Here is a 24,949-nt window from a genome sequence, read left to right as displayed (position 1 = left end):
TGTTTGCAGTATTTAAACTATTGTTAAAAATAGTTCTTATTGATGTTTATTTAAACGAAACATTTCGCGACACCGACAAGTTATTCACAAATTCTGGGGATAACTCTGTGCAGTAAGTTGGGAAAAATAGTTTTCTACCCTATAAATTTAGCCTAACGCTGTTTAAAGGCAGTTCTGTTAAACTGCTTGATAGCGTAAAGTTAAAAGAAAATCGCTGAGGGCAAATTTCTATAATTTTTAAAATGATTAAAAATAATAAATGCATCTTAATTCTTTTTCTCTTAATTCTAATTTTGTATGATTTAATGGATAAGATAATATATGGATATTGTGCCTTATCAAGCCAATGAAGCATCATTAATAAGTGTTTATTTCTTAAAGCGATACAACCTCGCTGTTGGTGAATTTGGCGAACGCCATAAATGGATAAAGATGGCACTACTGTAGCTCGTAGTTTTTTGTGTCTAGTTATGAGCATACCTATAAGTTATTAGACAGTTTAATTTAGCCTATTATTTAGGCGCCATCCCTTTATTGGCAAGTTCTTGTAGTGCTGCTTCATTTTTGCAAACGCTTAATTTCATTCCAGCTAATACTTCAGGGGCTTTAGTAAATTGAATATCAGCGTATTCTACGACCTGAATAAAATTACCCCAAGGATCGAGAAAATCGAAAAATTTGTCTCCTATCAATTCCGCTCCAGCCTCTATTGCCAATTCCTTTACTTTAGAGCGGTCATCAACGACCAAGCCAAAATGACGAATTTTATCTTTAAGGGGAGTTGTGCTTTTCATAAGTGCAATAAATTGATCGCCTAAATCAATAAACGCATACTCCTTACTTTTGCTTCGTAATGTAAAATTAAAGAGGTGACTATAAAATGCCAAAGCCTTCTCTACATCACCTACTTCAAGTGCGATATGGTTAATCCCAATTAAATTTGCTTTAGCCACGCTAAGCCTCCTTTTTATAGAATACTTATCTCTTCACTAAATTAACTGACTTTAAGGTCAAGGTCAGTGGCTATCATCTAGCCATTTCTGAGTTTGCTCCTTCCACGCCTTATAACAGTCATTACCGCAAAAATACCTAACATAATCCTCTCCTTCAAATGAATTTGCTGCTGATTTTGGAACGAGCTTAAGGCAGGTAAAACAACTCTCTTTTTCACAGTTTTCCTGAAGGTTAAATTTTTCAAAAGAAGTTAACAAAGGTAGAGCCTCTCTATCCTGTTCAGTATGAGGTTTAAGTGTTTCTTTATAATGTCCTAGTGCTAGCCCCCCAATGATGGCTTGTTCTATTGGGATTGCTATTTGCTCTTTCGTGAAAGCTTCATCTAGAGTAACCCAACAACAGCCAAGGTTAAGTGCAGATGCTACTAACCACATGTTTTGCATGGCAGCCGCACCGCTGTAAAGATGTTGATTATGTTGTTTTAACCATTTATCAATATCAATTTTTGTATCGACTGTAACAATAATTAAAAGCTGTGCTTGTGCGAGAAATGAAGCATGATGGGCTTTTCCAGCTAATAGTTTCAGGTTTTTCTTGTTTCTTATCAACGTAAAATGCCAAGGCTGTGAATTTTTGGGACTTGGCGCATATCGACCTGCTTGAAGAATTGTTTCAATGTCTGCTTCATTGAGTGTTTTATCAGAAAATTCGCGTACGGCGCGCCTTTGCATGATTAATTTAATTATATCCATTAAAATCTTTCCTAATGTTCGTAATATTTAATTTATATGCAACATACATGCTTTTTACAACATGAATCAGAGTTTTTATACTAGAAGTATATCTTGTTATGTCTTTTAAGGGATTATTTTGCGAGAAACATGTTTGCTTTTAATCTGTATAGGTAAATAAATAAACATAAGCCATAGTCAAATTTACTTAAAATAAAAAATTATTTATTTGTGGTATCGGTATCTACATTGCTAAATACCGATAGAGCATTGGCTTAGAAATATTAAGTACTTTACAAATCAGCGATTGCTAAGGTTTTATCTTGTTGCATGCGTTTGGCTGCCTGAATTTTGGAAGTATCGACTTTAGGGCTGCCGCCTTTTTTACCTCGAGCACGTGCAGCTGAAAGACCTGCTTGCGTTCATTCTTGAATAAGTCGTCGTTCAAACTGTGTCATGGAAGAAAAAATATTAAAAACAAGCTCACCGGAGGCGGTGGTTATATCAAGCGCACCGTCGCAGAGCGATTTAAAACCGACACCTTTTTCACGCAAGGTTTCAATGGAATAGCTCGATTTTTTTCTTAGATGCCTGACAACTTAAGGCGCAGTTTTGACAATGCTTTACGCGAGAATGGTAAAGCACGTAATCATTATCTAATATTTTTCCAGGTTTAAGCTCATGATTAGCAGGACAACGGTAAATATCTTTATCTACATCGTAATCAAAGCCTGGCGTGACTGTTCGTTGTGAGGCGCCGCTAAGGGTAAGGGTACTAAATAAAGGGATATAGGTGGTAATACCTTTTAATATCAGCGTAGTTAGGTGCAAGTGAATTCAGTGACGCATTCGCTTGAAACAACGTACTATCCGTTATAATACTTTTATTGTTTAGCAAACCTGCTTGCTCACACTGGTTTAGTATGGCATTAAAAAAAGATTGAAATACCCTAAATGATAAGCGCTTAAAAAAACGACTAAGCGAAGAAGGGCTTGGTAGGGGTGAATCTAACGCTAACCCGCAAAACCACCGATAACTGACATGGTATTTTACGTCTTCTATCAGGCGCCGGTTTGACGGTATTGAAATAAATAACCGATAAGTAACATACGAAAACACAGCTCCGGTGATATAGAAGGTCTACCATTATTGGCGCTATAACAAGGTGCAGTTAAGTCATTAACAAAGGAAAAATTAACACTCTGGTTAACTTTCTTTAATAAATGAGTGGGTGAAATCAAGTTATCTATCTTTGAGTTGTCTGAATTAAGCAGTTCATTTCTAAATTGACCTTGCATGAGCCATTACAACGTAGTCAAAAGTCATCGATTAGATCATGACAGGCTTGTTGTGTAAAGTTTCTTCACCTTTTGCAACAGCCCGGGTCGTTTTTTGAGAATTTGTGATCCTTTTGATAAGTTATATTTTTTGTCTTCTCTGCTTTAAACGTCAGTATAAACACAGGCTCTTTACATGATTGTATTTTTTTATCAATATTGAAATTTAATAACCAATTTGGGATAATTGAGAACTTTTTAAGTTGCTATTAAGAAGTGATGACAAATTTTACAGAACACGCGTTATTATCTTTTTGTTCTAATTCTGAAGTCCTTAATTTAAGTAATCAAAATGTTCGTGACGAGGATCTAATTGACGTTATTAATTTTCTTATTAGCCATCCTCAAATAAAGACGGTTAATCTAAGCCAGAATCAGATTGGTGCTGCTGGCGCGAAAGGCTTCGCTTTACATAATACAACTGCAACGTTGGTTGACTTAAGCTGGAATCGAATTGGTGATGTGGGCGCGAAAGACTTTGCTCTGTATAATAGGATCACAACGGCAGTTGATTTAAGCTTTAATCAGATTGGTAATGATGGCGCGAAAGACTTTGCTCTGCATAATAAGACTGCAACGACGGTTTACTTAATCGGTAATCAGATTGGTGCTGTTGGCGCAAAAGACTTTGCAGAGCATAATACGGTTGCAACGACGGTTAGTTTAAGTGGGAATCTGATTGGTGCTGTTGGTGCTAAAGATTTTGCTTTACATAATAGGACCGTGACAACGGTTGATTTAAGCTTGAATAAGATTGGTGATGAGGGTGCAAAAGGCTTTGCTCTATATAATAGGACCACAACGGCAGTTGATTTACGTGTGAATCAGATTGGTGATGTTGGCATGAAAGCACTTGTAAGTAATCTCTTTTTGCAAAAGATTGAAGCCAGAGGCAATTATAAATTGACTAGGGTAGGCTATTTAGCTTTAAATGAAAAAAATCCGCGTAAGCGGGCCTGCTATGGCAGAGAAGTGGGTTTACCTAGTGACGTACCCTCATTGCTACGGCTAAGCATTTTTAGTCTTAAGGAAAAGCTTATTGGTGATAATCAAAGTCAATTGCGTTCTTTCAATAAGGGTGATTTGCAGGGGCTTGAGGATTTAGTTCCTTTACTTAATAGCAATAAAATCTAATCATCAAACATTATAGGCTGTCACTCAGGCTCTGTTGCAAAAACGACATTCGTTTATAATTTAATTTCCCTTGATTGAATAGTAGAATCAAAAAATGCGTTCAATTAAACCTCTAGCATTCAAATGGCGTCACTTTCATGGCGAATTGATCTTACAATGTGTACGCTGGTACTGTAAGTACGGTATCAGTTATCGCGATTTAGAAGAAATGATGGCAGAACGTAAATTAACACTGGATCATACGACGGTTTATCGCTGGGTTCAGCACTATGCGCCTGAGCTAAAGAAGTGACTATACTGGTACAAAAAGGGATATTTTAATCGTTGGCACTTAGATGAAACATATATTAAGGTAAAAGGTGAATGGAAACTATAATTTTAGGAACTCTTTGTTGATTGCAAGTAATCTAAAACAAAAATAGTTTAAAAGTTTATTAATGTATATGGCTTTAACTATTTGAAATCATGCGCATGTTTAAAAAGGTCGATTTGATGAGTGGATGATGGGTAATCAGCTAGAAAAAGAATTTATTAACCAATTATTTGACATTTATACTTGAGAGGCAGCTCTAATATAACTCCAAATATCGTAAATTATTTGTAACACAGTTCTTAAATCTATTGTGCTTATTCTAAATTATTTGGCAGAATCTAGAAGTATCAGGTACTTTTTCCTCATGTTTGAGTATTAACGCAGGTTTGAGTTTTGACGGAAGTACAATCTCTGATAATGTATATAGTATTTCAAATAATTTGGTCTCTTTTCCTGTAAAGCTAACATTTTCTGATTCAGCCCTTAATTTCTTACAGTAAAAATTGCCTGGTATAATCCCGACGATATTATAATTTAATTCATCTTTTAAACTTACTAATTCAGAATAACAATCGTCTGTGGCATTAATGACCATAAGTGGAGGAGTTAGCAATGTGTAATCTTTTGATTTAACTATTTCTGGACAGAATTGAGTTATTTCTTCTATTAGACTTTTTAACTCTGCTTGCGATAACTCCTGCTCATCATTTCCTAAATCAATTAATGTTGGTAGTTGATTTCTTATTTTCTCAAAATTTTTTGACAAAATAATTTTACGCTTTTGAATATTATCAATTAGAAGCAGTTCATCTTCTTGGGAATAAAAAAGCGAATAAGGATGTTTATTAGAAAATTGGAATTTTTTTCTAGGCGTTTCAATAATAATATCAAACGTTTTTTTATGATTAATAATCATATTTAAGATATTTGAACCATGATAGAAACTCTGTAATCCTTCACAGCAACTTCTTATCTGATCTATGGAGCTAACTTTTATGAAAAGACATAGCGCATCTTCCATAAACCCCCCCATATAATCATAAGCGGTAAAAAGAGATTGCCGAATATGTTTCATATGTAACGTATATTCTTGAAACTCAATTTGGCATTTATTTATTAATGATTGTATATGTCTTGTTAACCAAATTGAATTTACTGTATTAAGTTTAGTTGCATTAATAAAATAAACAGGTAAAGGGAAATTATAATTAATGTATTCTAAATCAATACAACTGTTTAATTGTTTTTGCAAATTTACTAAGGTCAGTTCATTGTTGGCTAAACGTGCAAGCAGATTATTTTCAGGCAACTGAAATAAGGGATTATATTTTTTAACTAATTCTTTAGCTGAAAGCCCTAAATATTGTTGTAAATCTTTATTAATAAATTGCTTTTTCCATAGGCAATCAGCTTCAGCTTCTTTTTTAATTTGTTTAGATACAGATGATAGTCGACCCAGCTGTTGACGGGTAAAAAAGAAAACATATAAAGTTTTACTTCTGTAGGTAAGTCATTAATCATAGTTTTTTACACAAGCCATTTTAGTGTGGTTAAACTGAACTTTCGAATGTTATAAATACAGATTTTTAAGCTCTTACATAAAGGTGTTTAAAATAAAGGTGACATTATTATAAAAGTTAAGTCGAAAGCGCAATCGATATATTACTGATTAAGTTGTTAAATATAATTTTATTGCAGTTTATAAAAATGGATTTGTATTGATAAGGGTTTGTTTTTTTATAGTTAAAGTATAACCCATTTAAGTTTTTGTCTTAAAGAGAATATAAAATAATATATGACCCTAATTGAAGGCTTTCTAATTTCCGTAGTCTATCTACTTTGACCAATCATTATTAAAGTGGTTCTGAAATTCTTCTTTCAGGAACTCTTTTCATATTTTTAGTATCAACAAATGCAGTAGATGTCTGTAATATGGGTTCAAAGAACGGACGTAATTTGATTGGTAATATCTGGTGTAAATTAATTGAAAGATTTAAACACATTCGGCATTTTTATCTGGTAATTTAAATTAATAGACCTCACAAACTTTAACAAAACTGCTTTTTTTAGAATGAGCTAATTTGGAAATTATCAATTTTAAATTGGAAATGATTTTAAATGTGTTATTTTAAATATTAGCTAAAGCTTATTCAGAATTTTACTTTAATTATTAAAGACAATACCGTCTTTTACTGCATGCTCATGATAGTAGTTTAAAATTAAATCAATATTTTTATTATTTAGCATAATAGAAGGATAGATAGTGTAGATCATGATAGCTGGCGAAATATCTTGGGGTAAAACCGGGACGAGTTTGCCAGCCTCTAGTTCTTCTTGAACTGAAAAGGCAGGTGCCCAGATAATACCGAGGGAATCTACAGCCGCTTGTTTAAGAATAGTTCCATTATTACTGGTAAAGTTCCCTGAAACTTGAATGATTTTTTTGTTAAAAATCCATTTATCCTGTAGGCCATACAAGGTATTAACTAAGCAGTTATGTTTAACTAAATCTTCGATTCTTTGAAGAGTACCATTTAATTTAAGATATTTTGGTGAAGCAAAAAGCTGTCGCTGGATAGAAAAGAACTCTTTACAAATAAGCTTAGAATGGTTAATGCATTCAAATGAAAAAGCAAGATCATATTGATAGTTATACACTTCAATAGATTCAGAACCAACCATAATATTAATATTAATCTGAGGATATTGTTTCATAAACTCAATACTGAGATTAGTAAGATAAGGAATAGCAGGTGTTACTGTAAGATAAACTTGGATAGTTCCTTGTGGTTCCGTACTATCAAGCTGATTAATTGTTTTAATCTCGTGTAAGTTATCAAAAAGCCGCATCGTTTTTTGATAAAGTATTTTACCTGATTCCGTTAAAATCAAACGGGTTGTTGAGCGGATAAATAACTTTACTTTTAAATCATCTTCAAGCCAGGTAATTTGCTTACTGAGTTTGGAAGGCGAAATATATAACCGACGCGCTGCTGCAGCAAAGCTCCCGCACTCTACTGTCATTACAAAGCTTTTTAAACAAGATATTAAATCCATAATATTAGTTTAAATTTAATGGTCATTTATTTAAGTATAAGCATTACTCATACAATCTGCGAATTTATTGCAAAAAATTTAATTTTTTAAAATCAAAAAATATTTTCCACTTGTTTAAAAAGTTATAGTCATTTTAAGTTGTAAGACATATATGTAAGTGTCCAAGAGAAGCTTGCGCTCGCATGTAGATTGTTCTCTAGGTCTTTATCAGAGCTATGGACTCTAAGTGCCGCTTTGTTAAAACTTAATAACCAGCTATAACGACCATCCCTATGCTTACTGCGACAAAATATGGCTCTTATGTCACAAACATTACTAAAGCATATAACTCATCATATCTTCTACGTCACGATAGCTTATCCCATATTTACAATACCAACGCACACATTGATGGATAATTTGACCAAACAGATGACGCCATTTGTTTGGTCAAAGGTATGAAAATAGTCCTTTATATGATGAGAATAAGTAAATTATAAACTTATCGTATTATCATTTTTGTAACACGGCCATCTTTTCTCTTGCAATGTATTATCTAAAATCGTCTTATTGGTAATGACTTAGCCACTACTATCAACAAGACGATTGTGATTTCAGCCCCAATGTAGACAATTGCTGCTTGACCCCATTAATCGTGATATAGTGTTTGATATTAGGCCCGCTACCTTCTGTTTCATGCGCATCTAAAAGGCTCGTTTGCAAAAACTATGGAGGCTACAAAAATAAAGCTTCAGGATGGATCTCAACTATAGACTCCAAAAAGCTGGTTAATAAATGATACCTCGTTTTGATTGCCATACATCCAAGTATTAAAGTGTCCTTTTAAACATGCGCATAACTTCAAATCCTATGATAGTGGAATAGGTTGTTTTCATTGACTGGAATCCTCTTGCCGGATTAACAAGCCGCTTAAGCTTCCTGCGATCAGATTCAAGAAGGTTATTACGATACTTTACTTGTTGTTGTGTATTTTCAGTAGGGATCCTTCTTGCTTTAGCTCCCTAATTGCCATCACAGGCATATTGGTCAAGGTTTAAGACAATTGCCTCTTCTTGCTTTGTAAAAGTTATATTTAAAACAATCTTTCGTCCCTTCTCAATAGCATTTTCAACATTTGACCTATAATTCTATTTGCCTCCACTAGCCACAAAATATTATTTTCAGTGAATGCATAGGTACTAGTTATGACAGAGTAAACTCCACTAGATTTTGTTGCTTTATTTATTTTTGATTCAGGATTTTTGATAAGTTTAATAGTAGAACATGATATACGCTCAGACTGAGCTAAGACACCACTGCTAAAAAGTAATAGTAAACTTATCTTTTGCAAGTTTTTTTGAAATATTTTAACTCCTTTTATATATTAAACCGATCAATTACTTACCTAGAACCAACTAAATAAAAGTAATCTGATTGCCATAAAACTTTGGTCTAGCATCCAATATTGCACTTTAACTTTTTAGGTCATGCTCATATGTAAATTATTGTGTAATTGAAATGATTGGCAACTAAAAGTTCAGCTCTATATAAGGAATAAAATAATACCTTTAGAGATAATTCAAAAAATTAATAATTGCTTTATTTTTAAAACTAAAATGCTAAAATTAGTCACTTAGTAAAATAATCCTTAAAGTTATAAAAAGAGTATATCTATGCCGCAGGAATCATTATTAACACCACAGTTCGATGAAGCACTCAAATGGTATTTTCAACCTAATGACATTGTAAAGCGGCTTAGATCTTACTCAATTCGTCTCTTTGGAGGATATGACTTACAACAGGTACTTAAGGTTAACGCACCTTTCGCCCTTATAGAAGCAGCCACAAAGAATGACATCCTTTATATTCAACGCATTCTTCAATTGCCTTACCTTCAAGATGAAGCTATATTTTGGGCGCTAGTAGCTGCGACACAGTTAGGTAACAGTGAAGCTATTAAAATTTTTCTCAATTTAACTAAACTTGAGGAGATAATACCAAAGTATTTGTACTTTTCTGAGGGCGTGCTGCCTATAAATGATAATTTTAAAACGATTAATTTTAGAAGTTGTGCGGAAAGACATGTCAATTCGCCTGGAGGTTCTATTCTTAGCTGTTTACACTTACAGGCTGTTCCTAATCTCATGGCCGAAGCTGTAGGCTTTGGTAGGATAGATGTAATTAGGTATTTACTTAACTGTCCCTTTGTGAAAGACAATGTAAATAAACTAAATAGACTATACAGCTATTGCATTAGAGCTGCTGAAGCCGGTCATTTATCAGTACTAAATGAATTTTTTAAAATTAAACCTGTCCAAGAAAGAGTTATTAAAGAAGGTGAGGCTTTACAATTTGCAGCTTCTCAAGGACATCTACCTATAGTCAATCGACTACTTGAATTCCCGGTTAAACCTCAGCGTATCATTGATTTACTACCTTCTGCTTTCCAGTATGGCTCCTCTGAAGTAATTCACAGATTATTAAAAATTCAAGAAGTGTATTCGTATTTAAGTTCAAGTAACAATAAAGAGCAAAAACGTAAGATAGAAGATTGTGTAAGCCTTGCCTGCTGTACTAACAATAGAAAATCGCTCAAAACTGCATCAGAAATGTTGCAGATATTACTGGAGTTAAATAATCCTGTAATCATTCAATATGTAGATAAATATAAAAATAAAGAAGGTAGTAATGTTTGGAATGCATTGGAAATGTCTAGTAAATCCACCCAATCTAAAAAAGCGAGACTTTCAAATTCAGGTATGTTATTTGCGCCAAAAGTTAATTCTATGGAAAACAATAATAGGCAAGAGGCTTCAGAGGAAGAAATTATTCCTGTGCCAGCTCTGTAGCTTAATTTTTTTGAGTCAAGCCGCCTTATGTTAGTTGGCAGAATCAATATCACGTCATGCATGAAAACTTAGTTGCAAAAATAAAATCTATACAAGAGTTATTTTCAAAATCAAGTGCAATTATAAACTCTAAAAACCGATTGATAAGGGATATCTGGTAGGTTAGGTGAGGCTATTTAATATTGTACTTTGTTAAGCATCTCTGAAATAATATTATTTTTGCTTTATCAAGATTTATTTAATTATAGGAGCAAGGAATAATTTCTCCGATATTTTCATACCTTTAAAATTTTCTAATTTTTGCATAAAATTTAATTAAATTTTATTATTTTTAATCTCCACCTCATCTTTATCTAGTTTAGGATTTTTAAACTTAGAACACAAATTTTGCCTAAAAAATTTAAATAGGGCTCCCCCTTGACTATATAGCCTTGTCATCTCAAGCGGGTAAAGAGGATAACCACTTGGTTTCGCTTTTTTCTGAAGTGAAATATCTTTGGCCTCTTGGTTTAATGAATGTAAATTAGCCAATAATGCCTCAGCTTTCTTTTTTACTGTATTAGCTTTGTCAAGCAGAATGATAGGTAACTTTAATACGTGTTGGAAAGATATAGGTAGTTGTTGTGTATGAACAATGGATACCAATATGGTTAAGAAATCTTCATTGGATAAATATTGATGAAAATCACGTAGTGCCAGTAAGCTTCGACGCACTCGCATTAAATAATGAGCCCCAGTTGGATTATTTTCTACATTTTGTTGAATGTGCTTAGCGAGCACCGTGTCAATTCCATCATGGCCTTGAAAGAGGATTATTGGCTGTAATAATTTATGAAATACGCCAGCAAGTAAAACAATTTCTTGGGGTGTAGGCGGATTAAGTGCCATTTCACCAAAATCATACAAGCCTAAATGAATAGTTTTAGTGTCTTGATTAATGATAACTCTTAGTTGATTGCCATGTCTGTCGCTATCAAAAACACCACCTTTTAAAATATGAGTAAGCTCCATAGTCATAACTGCGATTGAAATGGCTTTTTTAATATTTTTCTCTTCTGGTGTAGAATCGGGCAACTCATTAAATTCAGTCCCATACATCCGATCAATAAACCGATAGCCAGGCCCACTATGAATAACTTGAATAGGTTTCATGTTGATTAAATAATTATTATTAACAGTCACCATCATGGCAGTATTATACATACCTTGTGCTTGATTAATTTGTTGGGTTGAAATTTGGGAATCCATTTCAGCGGCTGACAAACGTTGCGCTTCTTCAAGCATGGCACTTAAAGTATCTTTAAAAGCTAATGCCCTTGGGTGAGCGCAGCTATCAATCGTCTCTTTTAAATGCTCAAAGCCATCATTTGCATCTTTAAAAGCATTTTCGCGCAGCAAGATAAGTACGACCTGCTCACCACTTTGTAACTCTACTTCTAAGGCAAGATTATAAGATGCCGAGCCTAATAATTTACCTACATATTTAATCTGTTTTACAAGCTCATCGGGTAAAACTTCTTCAATTAGACGCCATAAATCCCAGCGTAGTGGCGGATTCGCATGCCCCTTAACATGAGCTAAATCATAGCGAATACTTTCAGGAGTGTTGGGGTGGCTATGGATGGCTTGGGCAAGTTTAATATAAGCTGGCCCCATGTGTTCACACAATAAGGCTAATTTTTTTCCGGTACTTAAGGGCTGGCTTTGCTGTACTGTTTCATTTGACACCACTAGAATACCGGCTAATAGAATACTTCGTGTGTATTGATTAGCTGCATTTAAATAGGCTTTCAAAAAGGCAACGGCTAACTCATCATCGGAATTAATTAAATGATGCTCAGGAAATAATGTGTTTGCAGCATATATAAATGTATCTTGATAAGCCTTTGTCATATTTTCTTCAGTTAATATTGCACTAGCTGGAATGACAAGGTAATCAATTAATACCGCTCGTTGAGCTAAAGGCCTATCCCAAAAGCTTTCATAAAAGAGCTGTAGTTGTACTTTAAGGTACTTCAGTTTCTCATCATATGAGAAGATATTAAACTCATTAAACGATGTATCGAAAGTATTTAGAAATTTTTCGGCTATATCGTTTTCAATTAAAAACGTAGCAAAAGCAATCAAACTTAAATCGGTCAAAGGGCGCGAGATAAAGTCTAACGTGGCCTTTTGGCTGTTTTCATCTTGGGCTAAAAACTTTGTAGTGCTTCCTAAATGGGCTAATAATGAATCAGCCTGCTCGCGTTTCTGTTGTTTTTTTATATTAAGATACTTTTCAGGGGCGAGCTTAAGGCCTATATAACGGCTAATTTCTTCTTGGGCGCAGATTGTATTGGCTAGTAAAGATAGTATCTTTTCATGATCTTTGGCGGATGCCTGAGCCAGTACTCGATCAATAATAGAGGTGAGATGAGCAAAATAGGTATAAGTATTATCGTCTTGACCATAGATTTTGATAATAGTATTTATCCATAATAGCAGAGATTTGTTCTGTAACTTTATATCTTTAAGATGAAATAAAAAGGATTCTATCGCTAAAATTTTATCATCATCTATTAATATTTCACTGATTTTATTTAAAATTAATTGACCAAAGTCATGCTGTTCCTGGTAAGAAGACAGTAAGTTATACTGCTTACAACCTTGATAAATAGTGATAGCTTCAGCTAGGCTTATCTTATCTAGATCGTCTTTTGAGGGCACAGTCCATGTAAACTTAGAGAAAACTTCATTTTCTCGTGACCACATTGGGTAATCATTAATTATATGAAAAAGCAAAGCCGTATCACCACTTATCATAGTGTTCTTATTTTTTTCAAGAAAGTCATTAATAATGTCTATGTATTTAATTTCGAAGCCATTTTCTGTAGCTTTCTGGAAGAAAAGTGCAATATTAGATAGAGTATCAAGATTTAGAATGCCGGAGTAATTTATTAATAAGGCTAAAGGAATGCTCTGATAGCGGCCCAATTTAATGGCTAATTGCCAAGTCTCCTCAGGCGTAAATAAATTAAATTTAATACCTTTATAGGTTTGATAAAAACAAAATTGAGAATAAAGTGAATCAAGCGTAAGTTCAGCGAAAAAACTACTAACATAAGGTATATATAAGTGAATTAAGTCTTTTTTATCAGGTCGCCCTAGGAAAAAAAGTTTAACTACTTCTTTTTCGGTTTGACTACCAGATAAAGCAATAGTAGCAAATTTATCTAATAAAACGTTAACTGCCTCATTATTACAATTTAAATTGCAAGTAACATTGGGGCAGCGAAGTGCTGGTTCATTTATCTCAATATATTGTTTAACTTGCTCTTCAAAGCTTAAAGGTAGATTAAACATAGATATATCAAGAGTATGAGTTTTTGAAAGGTAACTATAAAGAGCTATTCTGTAATTAATTTCACTTAAATGATATTTTTCTAAAGGGCCGGTAAATGAAATAGGTATATTAGCCTCATATTCTAAAATTTGTGAGTTAATAAAATCTTTAGGAAGCGCATCGAAAATAACTTCCTCACCGTTAAATCCCATGCGCCATAGGCACTGTGCAATAAGTCCACTTTTATCCTGTTTGACCCAGCTCAAGTAGCGCTCGATTTGCACTTCAGAACTAAATTTAGGCCATTGCATTTGCTTACCTAATATTGAACCAAAAAAACGTTCATTTTGTGTAGGTACCAAGCCATCATGTTTAGTAATGAATTTTTGTAAATAGTTATTGGCGTACTTGTTAATAACTATAATATTTGTAGTTATAAAATGATTTTTTAACAGGGGATAGAGTTGCAGTATCTTTTTGGCTGTGGTTTGTGCCTGCTCTTTCGTACTAGCGTTCATAAAAGAACCTATTACTTCATTAAGTTGTTTAAAGGGCCCTAAGGGTTTATAGTGACCTCTTGCGGTCCTGATTTGCGGTAAAGCCATATAAATGCGATCAAATCCAGGCACATGCAGCCTCATCGCCTCCGTAATAAAATCATCAAGTGCCTTTACTTCTTGTGTATCTTCCCAATTAATAATTAAATTTTTAACCAGATCGCAAAATTCCTTCACTCTTCGACTAGGTAAATTAGTCATTTCATAAGGTAATAATTCTTTCTTTAAAGAACTTAACTGATTTTGTAAGAAAAAAATTTTTTCTAATGTCGTTGGGTATCGACTAAATTCTGGTTGATAGAAAGAGGAAGTTAGATTCAATTCTAAGGACTTAAAAGGCCTAAAGAAGACCTGGCTTTCATTCTTAGTCAATGTTAGTTTACTATTAATCGCTTCAATGTTGTTTGATGCATTTTCTGCAAACAAGGTCATAAGATTTTTGATTCGTTGTTCGTTTGTTGCTGGAATAATACCGTCACTTAAACTAGGTAATTGTAAGGGTTCTTCATCTTCCTTTAGTGGTTTATATTTAGCTTCATGACGCAAAAATTGAATAGCTGCTTCATTGTTTTGTGTTAACTGCCAGGCTTGCTTATCTAATTGAAATTGCTCTGCATCTGAAATAACTTCATAGAGGCCTGTGCCATAGGTTTTTAAATATAATAAGGATTGGGCTAGAGCAAATCTTAATTCTTCTCTATTTTCTAGTTTTAAATTTGCCATAAAGTAAAAATCAATGATTAATGTTGGCTTTGAAAAACCAGCTGGCGTTGCGACTAATTTAGTAGGTATTAAAGTTAAAAAGAGTTCAATTACGGGGTTAAAATGAGGTATATGAATATCTTTGATAAGCTCTAAAATAAATTCTTTCATTTCAGCAAGTTGTGGCTCGTCCAAAGAAATAAGTTGATATTCTTCAATTAAGATTTGGTTGATTGACTCTAAATTTTCATACCCCATCATAGATAACAGCTGAGTGGTTTTATTAACATGATTTAAAAGATTTATATCTTTGTTGCTAAAGTGGGTAATTAAAAAGTCTTTTTTACTAGTAAAGGTTACATCAGAAGCTTTTGCTACATAGTTTGCCCAAGAATCAAATAAGATAGCTTCTTCTCCCCATGTTCTACTGTCCATTGTAGCATTAAGGGGTAAATTAATAACTAAAAATGTATGACCATCGCTCTCATTCCCATCAGAAATAATAATTTTTGAAATACTATCACTGTCAGATAAAATATCACGTCTTAGTATTTTTATTAATGCCAAAGCAACATGTTCGTCACATACACCATACTTGGTTTTCGTTTGTTCAAGATAATCTCCGCGACGTAGCGTATTTATTTTATTGACCGCTTCAATAATATAGCTATTATCAAAATTACCCTGCAACATAAAATTAGGTAAAAAACGAGAGGATTTAACAAAATTATCCCGGAAGTCTTGTAATCCTATCACCTCTCTGCTGATTTTATTAAGCACTGCATCATTAATTTCAATTTTTTGCTCATTTAAAAGCTTGTCGGCAAGTTCTTCTGGATTAAGTGTATTGAGTAATTCTCGAAATTTATCAAAATAGGGTTGGATAAAATAGGATTTAGCTTCTTCAGAGTTTATAATTAGCTCATTATTTTTTGCCTTACTTTCAAAAACTTCAATTTCAAGGTGTTTATTATTAATTCGCCTGGTAATCTCCAATATCAAAATGTTTCGATTAGTTTTTATGTCGTTAATCGGTTTACTTTTTAATTGATTTAGTTCATCTAGAAATAATTGATAAACTTTTAAAACATTTCTATAGAGGTTGTCATAAGGTCCAAGGTTAGTACTATTAGGCTTATAAGGTAGCTGTTTTTGGATCTCTTGATTTATTTTAATTAGTTTTTCCAATAATGCATTTGAATGTTTCATGATAATCAATTATAAATTTACAAATTGTTTATATTTTTTCATATTTGTTTAAATTTTGGAATAAATTGATTTGGAAAGAGTTAATTTCCTAATTGGAAAAAGGTTTATAAATTAGACATTATTGAATAGAATACTTATCTTAATAGAAGTAAAGTTATCAAACCTTGTCTTAATCAAAAGTAATTCCATCTTTTAATGCTTGTTCATAATGATGGTTTAAAAGCAAATGGATATTTTTATTATTACGCATAACAGAAGGGTAAATAGCATAAATGATAATGGCAGGTGAAGTTTCTTCAGATAAAATAGTGCCCGTTTTCCCTCCGAAACTTCTTCTTGAACAGAAAATAGAGGGGTCCAAATAATACCTAATGAATCAATAGTTGCTTGCTTTAAAAACAAAGGTTTTCACCGAGATGCAATTTAATTATTTTAAAAATTTAAATTAAACCCAATGCTCATTTGATCAATAGCGAAAATATAATTTTTTTAGACTTCACAAAGCATTAAACTTAGGTATACCAATTAAATACTTCTATCCTAGTCAGAAACTTTTCCAGAAAACTTGCCGCCTATTGAGTATTGCTCTACTGATATAGATAGTTGACGTGGCTAGAAAAATAAGTATTAAAAACTTTAAGTTCTTTGTTAGTGAAGCACCATATTACTCTAAGAAAATTCGATAACGATCGCTTTAATGTTTTATTTTGTAATTAGCAAATATCCATTATTGATTTATGTAATAAATTTGCGATAGAGTGAAGGTTTTTCTGTTACCTCTTTCTCCACGGTTTCACCCAATCTGCATTTCTAAAATTATCTGTAGTTGATTTGATTAATTTTTCAAAAAATTATAAGAGCTTAAAATAACAATAGATACTATTTTACATAAGCAGTAATATTTAAATTAACAAGGTTTTTTTGTTTGTAAATTATCATCAAATTAATAGTTTTTTAAAGTATATTTAACTTGCAATAATTTCAAATTTTTTATTTATTATAGTAATTAAATTTTATCAGGATTATTTTTTTTTTGAATATATTAATTTGGAAATTATCAGTTTCCAAATTGGAAATAATACTCTAAAGCAGGTAAAAAACTGTAATGATCGGTAATGCAAAATTATTTTAAAATACAATTTCATAAAAAAATAATAATTTATTTTCAAACAGTTAATTTTTAATGCTGTTGGTTTTGTATTCCTATTACATAGGACAATAACAAAAAAAATAGCTCAAATTATAAAGTGGCATTAGAAATTAATAAGCCAAATAAATCCTGTTTTTTAAATTAACAATTAATTTAAATAAAATTACTATTTTTCTGATAAATATTATTCTTTTATATTTAAATTTTAAATGAAAATTTATTGAATAAATATTAAAAATTATATATCTTGTTTGTTCAAATTTTTATGAGGAATTAACATGAAAAAAAAAGATATAAAGCTCCCCTCTTTAAGAAATCTGCACCAAATATCAAGTTCAAAAAATGATAATTTCAAGTTTAACCAATATGACATATTAAGTTGGAAACAATCATTCCTGGATAGCCGTTTTCTTGCTTGGACAAATAGAGGTGACTATGAAACTCTTTCCGATGCTGTTAAAGATTTATCTCTTGAAATAACCTTGCTCAACCTAAGAATAGAAGCCCCTGTGGATGTTAAAGATTTAGTTGAAGCCTTATCTAAACTTCATCCTGGAATTGAGACGCTCGATTTTAATCTTAGTTCTTTAGGTTTAAGAATGAGCACAAGGGAGTTAATGCAAGTCTTTGCTGCTATTCCTAAGCATGTAACGACACTAAGTTTAGCCAACAATAAACTTGGCACCAAGACAAGTGAAGAATTAGCACAAATCCTAAAAGCAATTCCTAATCACGTTATGTCACTTGACTTAAGTAATAATGATTTACGCGCAGGGCAGATAATCAAAGCGTTTCCCAATCACATTAAAACCCTTAATTTAAGCAGTAATTGTTTAGGTGATAGTTTAGACTTAAAAGAGCTAATACAGTTACTTCCTAATTCTATTACATCACTTGATTTAAGTTACAACAACCTTGGCAAGTCACTTTATGGAATAGGAGTGCTATTAGCTTGTATACCTTCTAATATTAATACTCTTGATATAAGCGGAAATAACTTTACTCTGACAGCGAATGAAATGGAATTTGTACTCGAATTTCTTCCTAACCATGTTCGTAATTTAAAAGGATTTATTAATGTGGTTTCAAAACGAGGATTAGAGTTAGCTCAAGTGATTAGTACCATGCCTGAACAGCTAACTTCGCTTGACTTAAGTAGACAACTCATCGGCTATTTCGACCCCACAATAGAAGACGTATACGTATTTTCTGCAGATGAGCTAGTTCCAATGGTGAAAGCTATTCCTAAGAATATTATTACACTTGATTTAAGTCATAACCAGCTTAACGAGATGGGCAGTAAAAGCTTAGTACAAATGTTTGCAGCACTTCCTTCTCATATTAGTTCGCTTAATTTATCGGATAATGGATTTGATAAATTGACAGCAACAGAGTTAGCACGTATTTTTGCATCCATTCCTAAACAAGTCTCTTCATTTAACTTAAGCTCAAATAACTTTGGGTATCCAGGCGTGGAAGACTTAGCACAAGTATTTGCTGCAATTCCTGCTGGTGTTACTCACCTTAATTTAAGCCAAAACGAGTTTGGACGAAGCAAATATCAATGTAAGAACTTAGATCAAGCGTTTAGCGCGCTGCCAAAGCATGTATCTTCACTTAATTTAGCAGGTAATAAGTTGGAGATGCTCTCTGTTGAAGAACTAGAAAAATTTGCCGGGACCTTACCTTATATAAAAACAATTGAATTGAGTTATAAGGAGATTCGAGAAATGTCGTTTGAACAGCGACAAGCCCTAAAATCAGTATTTAATAATGTAGAGAAAGTAATTTGGTGTGATGAGCAAGGAAGTGAACTTCAATTTAAAACAGGCCATGCATTACTTGAGACGCAACGTTATGCTCGGGAGCTTTGCGGTAAGTTAAATTCCTCACCCTCTAAAGGTGGTATCTTTTATAGTTCTAGTGCTAATGGGGTAGTAGATAAGGCGCTCGAAGGCAAAGAGGAAGTGCAGCAAAGAACAGTTACTTACCTTAACTAAACATAACATTTATTTTAATTTTAGTAAGTTTGAAGTTTAATTTAATATTTAATACTTAGTGGTGTTTACCACCACTAAGCTTTGCTTTCTTTTATTAACTAGAGCACTTTCCTAGCTTCCATGTAGCATGAATAGCATTAGCTAGCGTAATTATGGCTTGAAAGAAATGAAGCTAAATAGCTAGTGGAGAAATGATTTCTTCAATGTTTATTTATTAATAAAATTAAAAGAGATAAAAAAAGTATACTCCCTCAATTTGATTATCATGATTTCAAAACTACAGAATGGCTGTTTGTATTGATTTTAACGTTAGTAATAAAACTATCAATTTCCATTTTAGAAAGTAATAGTTTCCAAATTAATAGCTTTTCGCCACGCAATAATCATATAAAATTTCTGAACTTATTCTTATACCGGGTAATTTATTATGTTTTTTGTAGCGTTAAATCCTCTTTTATTTGCAGAGGAATCTGCTTATAGGCAGGCTCAAAGATTAAACGCTGCTGCTAGTGAGGTATTAGAGGGTAACTACATAAATTTTAGCTTGTTAGTAAATATCTTTAACTCACTTAGTTTTAAAAAGCACATGCAAAGTGAACCCGCCTTAAAAGCACTCATTACTAAACTAGGGGCTGAATGTGAGAAGCAAGCTAATACAGGGCAAACTCATACCATGGTATTACAGGCACTTTTATATACTTTCGATGTAGGCTACTCCATAGATTATCCTAAAGCGAAGCAATATTATTGGGAAATTCTGCTGCAATGAGTAACCGCGCTTATATGTATGAACAAGGTTTAGGAGGTCCGATAAATCTTGCGGAAGCTATTCGACTCTATGAGTGTGCCATAAGACATGGCTCTACTACAGCACAAGATAATCTTAAATGCATTCCTATTTATAAGGATCTAGCGAAACAAGTGTTCGCATCCCTTTGGAATGATTTAATCACAGGCCAATCGCTTACCCAAAAGACTTTACGTGCTTTAATTAAGTACTGTAAAGAAGACGTTTTCGTTTATTTAAAAGCCTCACCTTTAAGCACAAGCCTTGTATTTTTAAAACAATTAAAAACTAATCCGCTGCACCCTATTGCATTAATTCTTAATGATGGGAAAAAAGATCATAGTCAAGAGTTTAAATTGCTTATGGCGCATGCCCAGTCATTGACAGAGACGCGCATCATTTTCTTTAATCAAGGATTTAAAAAAAATGAGTACTCATCCTTTAATTGCTTACCTGTTGAGATGGAAGAGTATTTATTTTCTTTTATACAGCCCGGTTTTGAGCTAGATAAACAGCAAATAGACGATAACCAATCCAAGTTCACATTATAAAATTAATATTTGTTTATAGAGGAGTCAACCATGCGAGATATTCAACGAATAGTAGAAGAGCCAACTCACACTGAAAAACACTATGAGCTGTTGACTCCTTTTATTTTAGGTGACAGTCTCAGCAAGATACGCAGTTTAGGTATTCATATCGTACAGAGATTAGGCGAAAAGGTGCTAGAAAATCCCATCAGCCCTAAACCAATAGATGCTGAGGGTTGGGTATTTTTAGTATATTGCACGCCTGAGCAAGCGAATAAAGCGTTATCGCTACCTTTTGTTCTAAATATAGAATTACATAAACCATCTTATCCGCGCGAAAAAATATTATCTGCTCTTAAATTAAATGTGGAACTCACCATACAATTTTTTTGTACGTTTTCCTCCGTATTAGAACAACGCCTAAAAAAATATATGGCTAATCCACAAAGTAAGTTTAAAAAAGACACTGGCATAGAAAAATTTGGGTTATTTTCAATTCCCATTAATAAGCCTGAAGAAATTCACATTATTGATGAAATAGCAAAAATGGATGAGGTGCAATCTGTAGAATTTTCTGGCCCGCGAACTTTATTATCATAATTATGAATATTATGTTAAGTAAAAATTATAAGCTAAATAAATGCATATTTTATGCGGTTTTGTTGCAAAAATAAGAGGGTTGTATACTAAGCGAATTTAGCAAGTTCTTTCTATGAGTTTGGAAAATCTATCCGATTTCAAGTGGCGCCATTTTCATGACGAGACATTTTGCAATGCGTGCGCAATTATTGTAAATATGGCGTCAGTTATCTTAGTTTAGAAGAAATGATGGCGAAACGAAGCATGTCAATTGATCACACCATTATTTATCGTTGAGTTCAGTATTATGCGCGCCATAGATGAGCGAAGTAATACGATTGATTTTTATCTTTCTCATCGTCGTAACACTAAAGCGGCAAAAAGCTTCTTAAGTAAACTTATAAAGAATAATCCAACTTGGGATATCAATGTTATCAATACGGATAAGAATCCAGTTTATAGTTAAGCTATTTAAGGATTGAAACAGGAAGGAAATTTAGCGCCACAGGTCAGTCACTTGCAAATAAAATACCGTAATAATCGCCTGGAATCAGACCATGGCAAAGCATAAACGTCTTATCAATCCGGTTTTAGGTTTTCACTCCAGCTTTCTTTTCATTATTACTTAATAAAAACGAGCTAAAATATTATAAAAAAGAAAAAATTAAATTTATTACGCAAATGAATATTTTAATTAAAGGATATGAAAAAGATTTAAGTTCACTTACTTTATTTAGGGATACAAAAAATTGTAAGAAAGATAAGTTGCTAGAATTAAAGTCAGCTTTAATAAATTGTACCAATCTTGATGACGCTTCTATATTAACAAAAAAATTACTCAGTGATTCTTATTTTTTAAAAGGAAGTTTATCACATAAAGCTAAAGATTTTTTATCTAATTATGCTGAGCGACTTGATGAAATAACAATGAATAATAGAGGTGGAAATCAGTTAAGTGCTTTTGGAGTTTGATTGTGAAAAATTTTAGTTCCTGTGACAATTATTATTAAATATTTACATGGTTTATGGAATTTATAACTCTTATGAGGCTAAATATGGATACAAAGTAGGTTTAGAAATATTAGGCACTTTAGAAATATCAGCAATGGCTAAGGCTTTATCTTGATGCATTCGTTTAATAGCTTGAATTTTGGAAGAGTCCACTTTAAGGCCCCTGTTTTTTACCCCTTGCACGAGCAGCAGAAAGACCTGCATGGGTTCTCTCTTGAATGAGGCGTCGTTCAAACTGGGCCATCGATGAAAAAATATTAAAAACAAGCTTACCAGAGGCTGTGGCTGTATCAATGGCACCATCACAGAGCGACTTCTTCTATCTTGAAAAAGTTTTCGATTTTTTTAATGTTAAATTGAATTTTTGTCAGATAATAATATTGCTAAATTTAGTACCAGGGTAATAGAGGGGATAGTTCGTGATATTATAACCCCTAGAAATAACCTTAATGGTCCTTTTCAGCAACCAGATTAAATTGTTTGATTACATAACATTTAATGAAGTTTCTTTTCCAATTTAGAAATAAATTGTTTCCAAATTCCTATATTCTCATGAAGCTTTTTTTGCATTAAAATTAAATAAAACGTAAAAAGATGATGCAGTATGTTAAATTAAAAAACGTCCTTTTTGCCTTATGATAAAGATATATTAAAGATTGGTATAAATAATATGAAAGAGAGATTCATTTATGGCGTAGGTTCTCCAAGAGAGACTGTAACGAAATGGCGAGAACAAAAAAACCAGTGGGAACAGTTTTTTTCTAACGAGGTTATCCACCTCTCCATTCCAGCGCAATTAATCATTTCTTGGGCTGAATTTAATAGGGCCACTAAGAATTTATTTAGTGTTATTCAACGTTGTAAACCTGTTCCAGGCTTATCTCTACAGATATTAGAGAAAGAGATTGAGGAATTTAGGCAAGGATTAGGGAAATATTTAGTTAAAGAGGGTAAAAAGCCAGAGACAGATAATTTAGCCAGCCTAATGCGCGCATTAACATTATTAGTCGAAGATAGCCAGTATAGAAATACAAAGGATTCTACTGATAAGCACCTTAAAGATAAAAGTTTCAAGAAAAGAAAATTTCTGCTAGTTGATTTTGACAAGACATTAAGTGGCATGAATGCTTTGAGCCAAACAATCTGGATAGAACCTACTTTAGCTCGTATTAAAAGCGAGGCTGAAAAGGGTGCTGAAACTATTATTTTTACCAGTATGGATTCGTCTATTTTAAAGCAAGATGTATATGAAAATACACAATTTAAAGAATTAAAAAAGGCTACGGCTCTGGATACAACTTCTCTTGAGTTGGTAACTCGTGCTGCTGGTGTTGCAAAGTTAGAATCTCTTTTAGGGGGGGCTGATGCTTTTGTAAGAGTGATGACACCTCACGATGCATTAGCTAATTATCCTATCGGACAAAGCTATGAAACATTACATAAGCCTACTTATAAAAAATTTTTAACTCATTTTAATGAAGAAACATATAAGATTAACCTTAGTGAGTTGGAAAAGGATAAGGACTATAATCAATTTTTACTAGATGAGCTTTATCTTACCCGAGTAGATAGTATTATAAATATGCTGTTAAAAGATAAAGGAGGTAATATAAGCTCCTATACAGCAAATAGCTTTGAGCCTCTCAAACATTTAATTAGGGCCTATGCGCCAGAATCTTCTGACAAATTTATCAAACAAATAGAAGATATTACAGCAAATATTCAAAGCAAAAACTACGAGGCGGCAAAATCAGCACTTATAGTATTAGATGAGCTAGCAAAAAAAGAAATTAAAGAGCCTAAAATAAATCATATAATCGAATTAATGTTAATTCAATCAATGATAGCGGTCTCTGAAATTCGAAGTCATTTTGAAGCTTTTTTAGAAGAAAATGCTAGTCGATTTAATTATATAAAAGTTAGTCAAGCTCTTTACAAATTTACTAAAGATGCTAGCCAACTTAAGCTTCAGCATACAGAAAAATTTTTAATGTCATTACACACATTAAAAGAATTAACAAAAGATGCTCAACCAGGAGATGTAATTTCTATTGAATATTTAGATGATAAAGAAGAATGTCTTAATGAAATGTTAGGGGCGCAAAACTACTTTGTTAAAAAATTATGTGATAAGAATATTACCATTCACCTGAAAACTACTATCGTCAAGAGTATTTCAGCAGGAAACTATGAGCTTAAGCCCTATAAAGAAACTATAGTTGCAAATAGCGCTCAAAATAGAAAAAATAGAGCGTATTCTCAGGCCGTAACAAAAATTTATCAAGCTAATTTAGAGGATATCAGAAATCGTATTGATAAACACACTTATGATTTAGCTGGAGGCGGTAAAAAAATAGGTGATAAAAGATATTCTCACAGTGCTTTTGAAATAAGAAATATTATTACAAAAGTATTAGGAGAGGGAAAACCCATATCGCATCAACAATATTCTCGTATAGCCTATAATATAGAACTTATACTGTGTGGTAAATTAAGAGAAAATAAAGGTAGTTGGTTTTTTGGTTTAGGTAGTCGGAAAGACTCAACAGCTAATTTATATAAGGATATACTTAAATCACTTGTCTCAATACCTAATATACCACAAAAAAAAGTTGAAGCTAAAGAAGAGATAAATTATAAGAGCGCTTTTACTATTATCAGGAGACAGTGATATTATATTACCCTGGCGTCTAAAAGTTGATTATTCCCAAGCAGTATATTTCGTTTCACTTTTCTAAAAGAAGTTC

The 24,949-nt window shown here is 32.7% G+C and carries 21 protein-coding genes and 2 pseudogenes; 11 read left to right on the top strand and 12 right to left on the bottom strand.

Annotated features, from left to right (window positions below; translation table 11 throughout):
- Positions 1–321 precede the first annotated feature (321 nt).
- Positions 322–447: a hypothetical protein gene (locus tag E1P04_RS18285; protein ID WP_282433140.1), complete on the top strand. Its 126-nt coding sequence runs from the start codon at positions 322–324 to the stop codon at positions 445–447.
- A gap of 65 nt (positions 448–512) precedes the next feature.
- Here the strand turns inward: E1P04_RS18285 and E1P04_RS16665 are convergent, their stop codons facing one another.
- The 5 genes and pseudogenes from E1P04_RS16665 to E1P04_RS18470 form a co-directional block, all read right to left on the bottom strand.
- Positions 513–953: a VOC family protein gene (locus E1P04_RS16665; RefSeq protein ID WP_131783999.1), complete on the bottom strand. Its 441-nt coding sequence runs from the start codon at positions 951–953 to the stop codon at positions 513–515.
- A 63-nt stretch (positions 954–1,016) separates the two neighbouring features.
- Positions 1,017–1,706 (bottom strand): DUF3330 domain-containing protein, encoded by a 690-nt coding sequence (locus E1P04_RS16660; protein WP_131783998.1) that lies wholly within the window; start codon positions 1,704–1,706, stop codon positions 1,017–1,019.
- A gap of 401 nt (positions 1,707–2,107) precedes the next feature.
- Positions 2,108–2,239, bottom strand: a complete 132-nt coding sequence (locus tag E1P04_RS17935) for a recombinase family protein (RefSeq protein ID WP_242604509.1) — start codon at positions 2,237–2,239, stop codon at positions 2,108–2,110.
- Between the two features lie 4 nt (positions 2,240–2,243).
- On the bottom strand, positions 2,244–2,516 hold the full coding sequence (locus E1P04_RS16650) for a hypothetical protein (protein ID WP_131783997.1): 273 nt from the start codon (positions 2,514–2,516) through the stop codon (positions 2,244–2,246).
- A pseudogene (locus E1P04_RS18470) lies at positions 2,461–2,984 on the bottom strand (transposase). The gene E1P04_RS16650 and the pseudogene E1P04_RS18470 overlap by 56 nt, the downstream one beginning before the upstream one ends.
- A gap of 258 nt (positions 2,985–3,242) precedes the next feature.
- Between E1P04_RS18470 and E1P04_RS16635 the strand changes: the two are divergent.
- Together E1P04_RS16635 and E1P04_RS16630 are read left to right on the top strand one after the other, a co-directional pair.
- Positions 3,243–4,157, top strand: a complete 915-nt coding sequence (locus tag E1P04_RS16635) for a leucine-rich repeat domain-containing protein (protein ID WP_131783995.1) — start codon at positions 3,243–3,245, stop codon at positions 4,155–4,157.
- 94 nt (positions 4,158–4,251) lie between these two features.
- A pseudogene (locus E1P04_RS16630) lies at positions 4,252–4,524 on the top strand (IS6 family transposase); the annotation flags it as partial.
- Positions 4,525–4,789: 265 nt separating this feature from the next.
- On the opposite strand, the gene E1P04_RS16625 reads toward E1P04_RS16630, so the two are convergent.
- The 3 genes from E1P04_RS16625 to E1P04_RS16610 form a co-directional block, all read right to left on the bottom strand.
- Positions 4,790–5,779, bottom strand: coding sequence for a hypothetical protein (locus tag E1P04_RS16625; protein WP_131783994.1), 990 nt, complete (start codon positions 5,777–5,779; stop codon positions 4,790–4,792).
- 854 nt (positions 5,780–6,633) lie between these two features.
- Positions 6,634–7,527, bottom strand: a complete 894-nt coding sequence (locus E1P04_RS16620) for a LysR family transcriptional regulator (protein ID WP_131783993.1) — start codon at positions 7,525–7,527, stop codon at positions 6,634–6,636.
- 809 nt (positions 7,528–8,336) lie between these two features.
- On the bottom strand, positions 8,337–8,510 hold the full coding sequence (locus E1P04_RS16610) for a DDE-type integrase/transposase/recombinase (protein WP_131784000.1): 174 nt from the start codon (positions 8,508–8,510) through the stop codon (positions 8,337–8,339).
- A gap of 669 nt (positions 8,511–9,179) precedes the next feature.
- Here E1P04_RS16610 and E1P04_RS16605 point away from each other — a divergent pair.
- Complete coding sequence (locus E1P04_RS16605; RefSeq protein WP_131783992.1) at positions 9,180–10,355, top strand: ankyrin repeat domain-containing protein; 1,176 nt, start codon at positions 9,180–9,182, stop codon at positions 10,353–10,355.
- Positions 10,356–10,670: 315 nt separating this feature from the next.
- Here E1P04_RS16605 and E1P04_RS16600 read toward each other — a convergent pair whose 3' ends face one another.
- A complete protein-coding gene (locus tag E1P04_RS16600; protein WP_131783991.1) occupies positions 10,671–16,145 on the bottom strand; it encodes a hypothetical protein in 5,475 nt (1,824 codons plus the stop codon).
- A 169-nt stretch (positions 16,146–16,314) separates the two neighbouring features.
- The gene (locus E1P04_RS16595) at positions 16,315–16,506 is read right to left on the bottom strand and encodes a hypothetical protein (RefSeq protein WP_131783990.1); all 192 of its coding nucleotides are present in this window, start codon (positions 16,504–16,506) and stop codon (positions 16,315–16,317) included.
- A 1,067-nt stretch (positions 16,507–17,573) separates the two neighbouring features.
- On the opposite strand from E1P04_RS16595, the gene E1P04_RS16590 reads away from it, so the two are divergent.
- The 6 genes from E1P04_RS16590 to E1P04_RS16565 all read left to right on the top strand — a co-directional run bounded on the left by E1P04_RS16590 (position 17,574) and on the right by E1P04_RS16565 (position 22,163).
- Entirely contained in the window at positions 17,574–19,295 is a 1,722-nt protein-coding gene (locus E1P04_RS16590) for a leucine-rich repeat domain-containing protein (protein ID WP_131783989.1), read from the top strand.
- Between the two features lie 427 nt (positions 19,296–19,722).
- Positions 19,723–20,064: a hypothetical protein gene (locus E1P04_RS16585; protein ID WP_131783988.1), complete on the top strand. Its 342-nt coding sequence runs from the start codon at positions 19,723–19,725 to the stop codon at positions 20,062–20,064.
- Positions 20,061–20,633, top strand: a complete 573-nt coding sequence (locus E1P04_RS16580) for an SEL1-like repeat protein (protein ID WP_131783987.1) — start codon at positions 20,061–20,063, stop codon at positions 20,631–20,633. Before E1P04_RS16585 ends, E1P04_RS16580 begins: the two co-directional genes overlap by 4 nt.
- A 30-nt stretch (positions 20,634–20,663) precedes the next feature.
- A complete protein-coding gene (locus E1P04_RS16575) occupies positions 20,664–21,212 on the top strand; it encodes a hypothetical protein (protein WP_131783986.1) in 549 nt (182 codons plus the stop codon).
- 250 nt (positions 21,213–21,462) lie between these two features.
- Entirely contained in the window at positions 21,463–21,657 is a 195-nt protein-coding gene (locus E1P04_RS18165; protein WP_242604507.1) for a DDE-type integrase/transposase/recombinase, read from the top strand.
- Between the two features lie 215 nt (positions 21,658–21,872).
- Positions 21,873–22,163, top strand: coding sequence for a hypothetical protein (locus tag E1P04_RS16565; protein WP_131783985.1), 291 nt, complete (start codon positions 21,873–21,875; stop codon positions 22,161–22,163).
- A 69-nt stretch (positions 22,164–22,232) separates the two neighbouring features.
- Here the strand turns inward: E1P04_RS16565 and E1P04_RS18280 are convergent, their stop codons facing one another.
- Together E1P04_RS18280 and E1P04_RS17930 are read right to left on the bottom strand one after the other, a co-directional pair.
- A complete protein-coding gene (locus E1P04_RS18280) occupies positions 22,233–22,355 on the bottom strand; it encodes a helix-turn-helix domain-containing protein (protein ID WP_282433139.1) in 123 nt (40 codons plus the stop codon).
- Between the two features lies 1 nt (position 22,356).
- The gene (locus E1P04_RS17930) at positions 22,357–22,458 is read right to left on the bottom strand and encodes a recombinase family protein (RefSeq protein ID WP_427853564.1); all 102 of its coding nucleotides are present in this window, start codon (positions 22,456–22,458) and stop codon (positions 22,357–22,359) included.
- A 414-nt stretch (positions 22,459–22,872) separates the two neighbouring features.
- On the opposite strand from E1P04_RS17930, the gene E1P04_RS16555 reads away from it, so the two are divergent.
- On the top strand, positions 22,873–24,873 hold the full coding sequence (locus E1P04_RS16555; RefSeq protein WP_131783984.1) for a hypothetical protein: 2,001 nt from the start codon (positions 22,873–22,875) through the stop codon (positions 24,871–24,873).
- Positions 24,874–24,949 lie beyond the last annotated feature (76 nt).

Origin of the sequence: Legionella gresilensis, assembly GCF_900639865.1 — a bacterium.
GTDB lineage: Bacteria > Pseudomonadota > Gammaproteobacteria > Legionellales > Legionellaceae > Legionella_C > Legionella_C gresilensis.
This window is presented reverse-complemented; position numbering and strand designations above follow the sequence as displayed.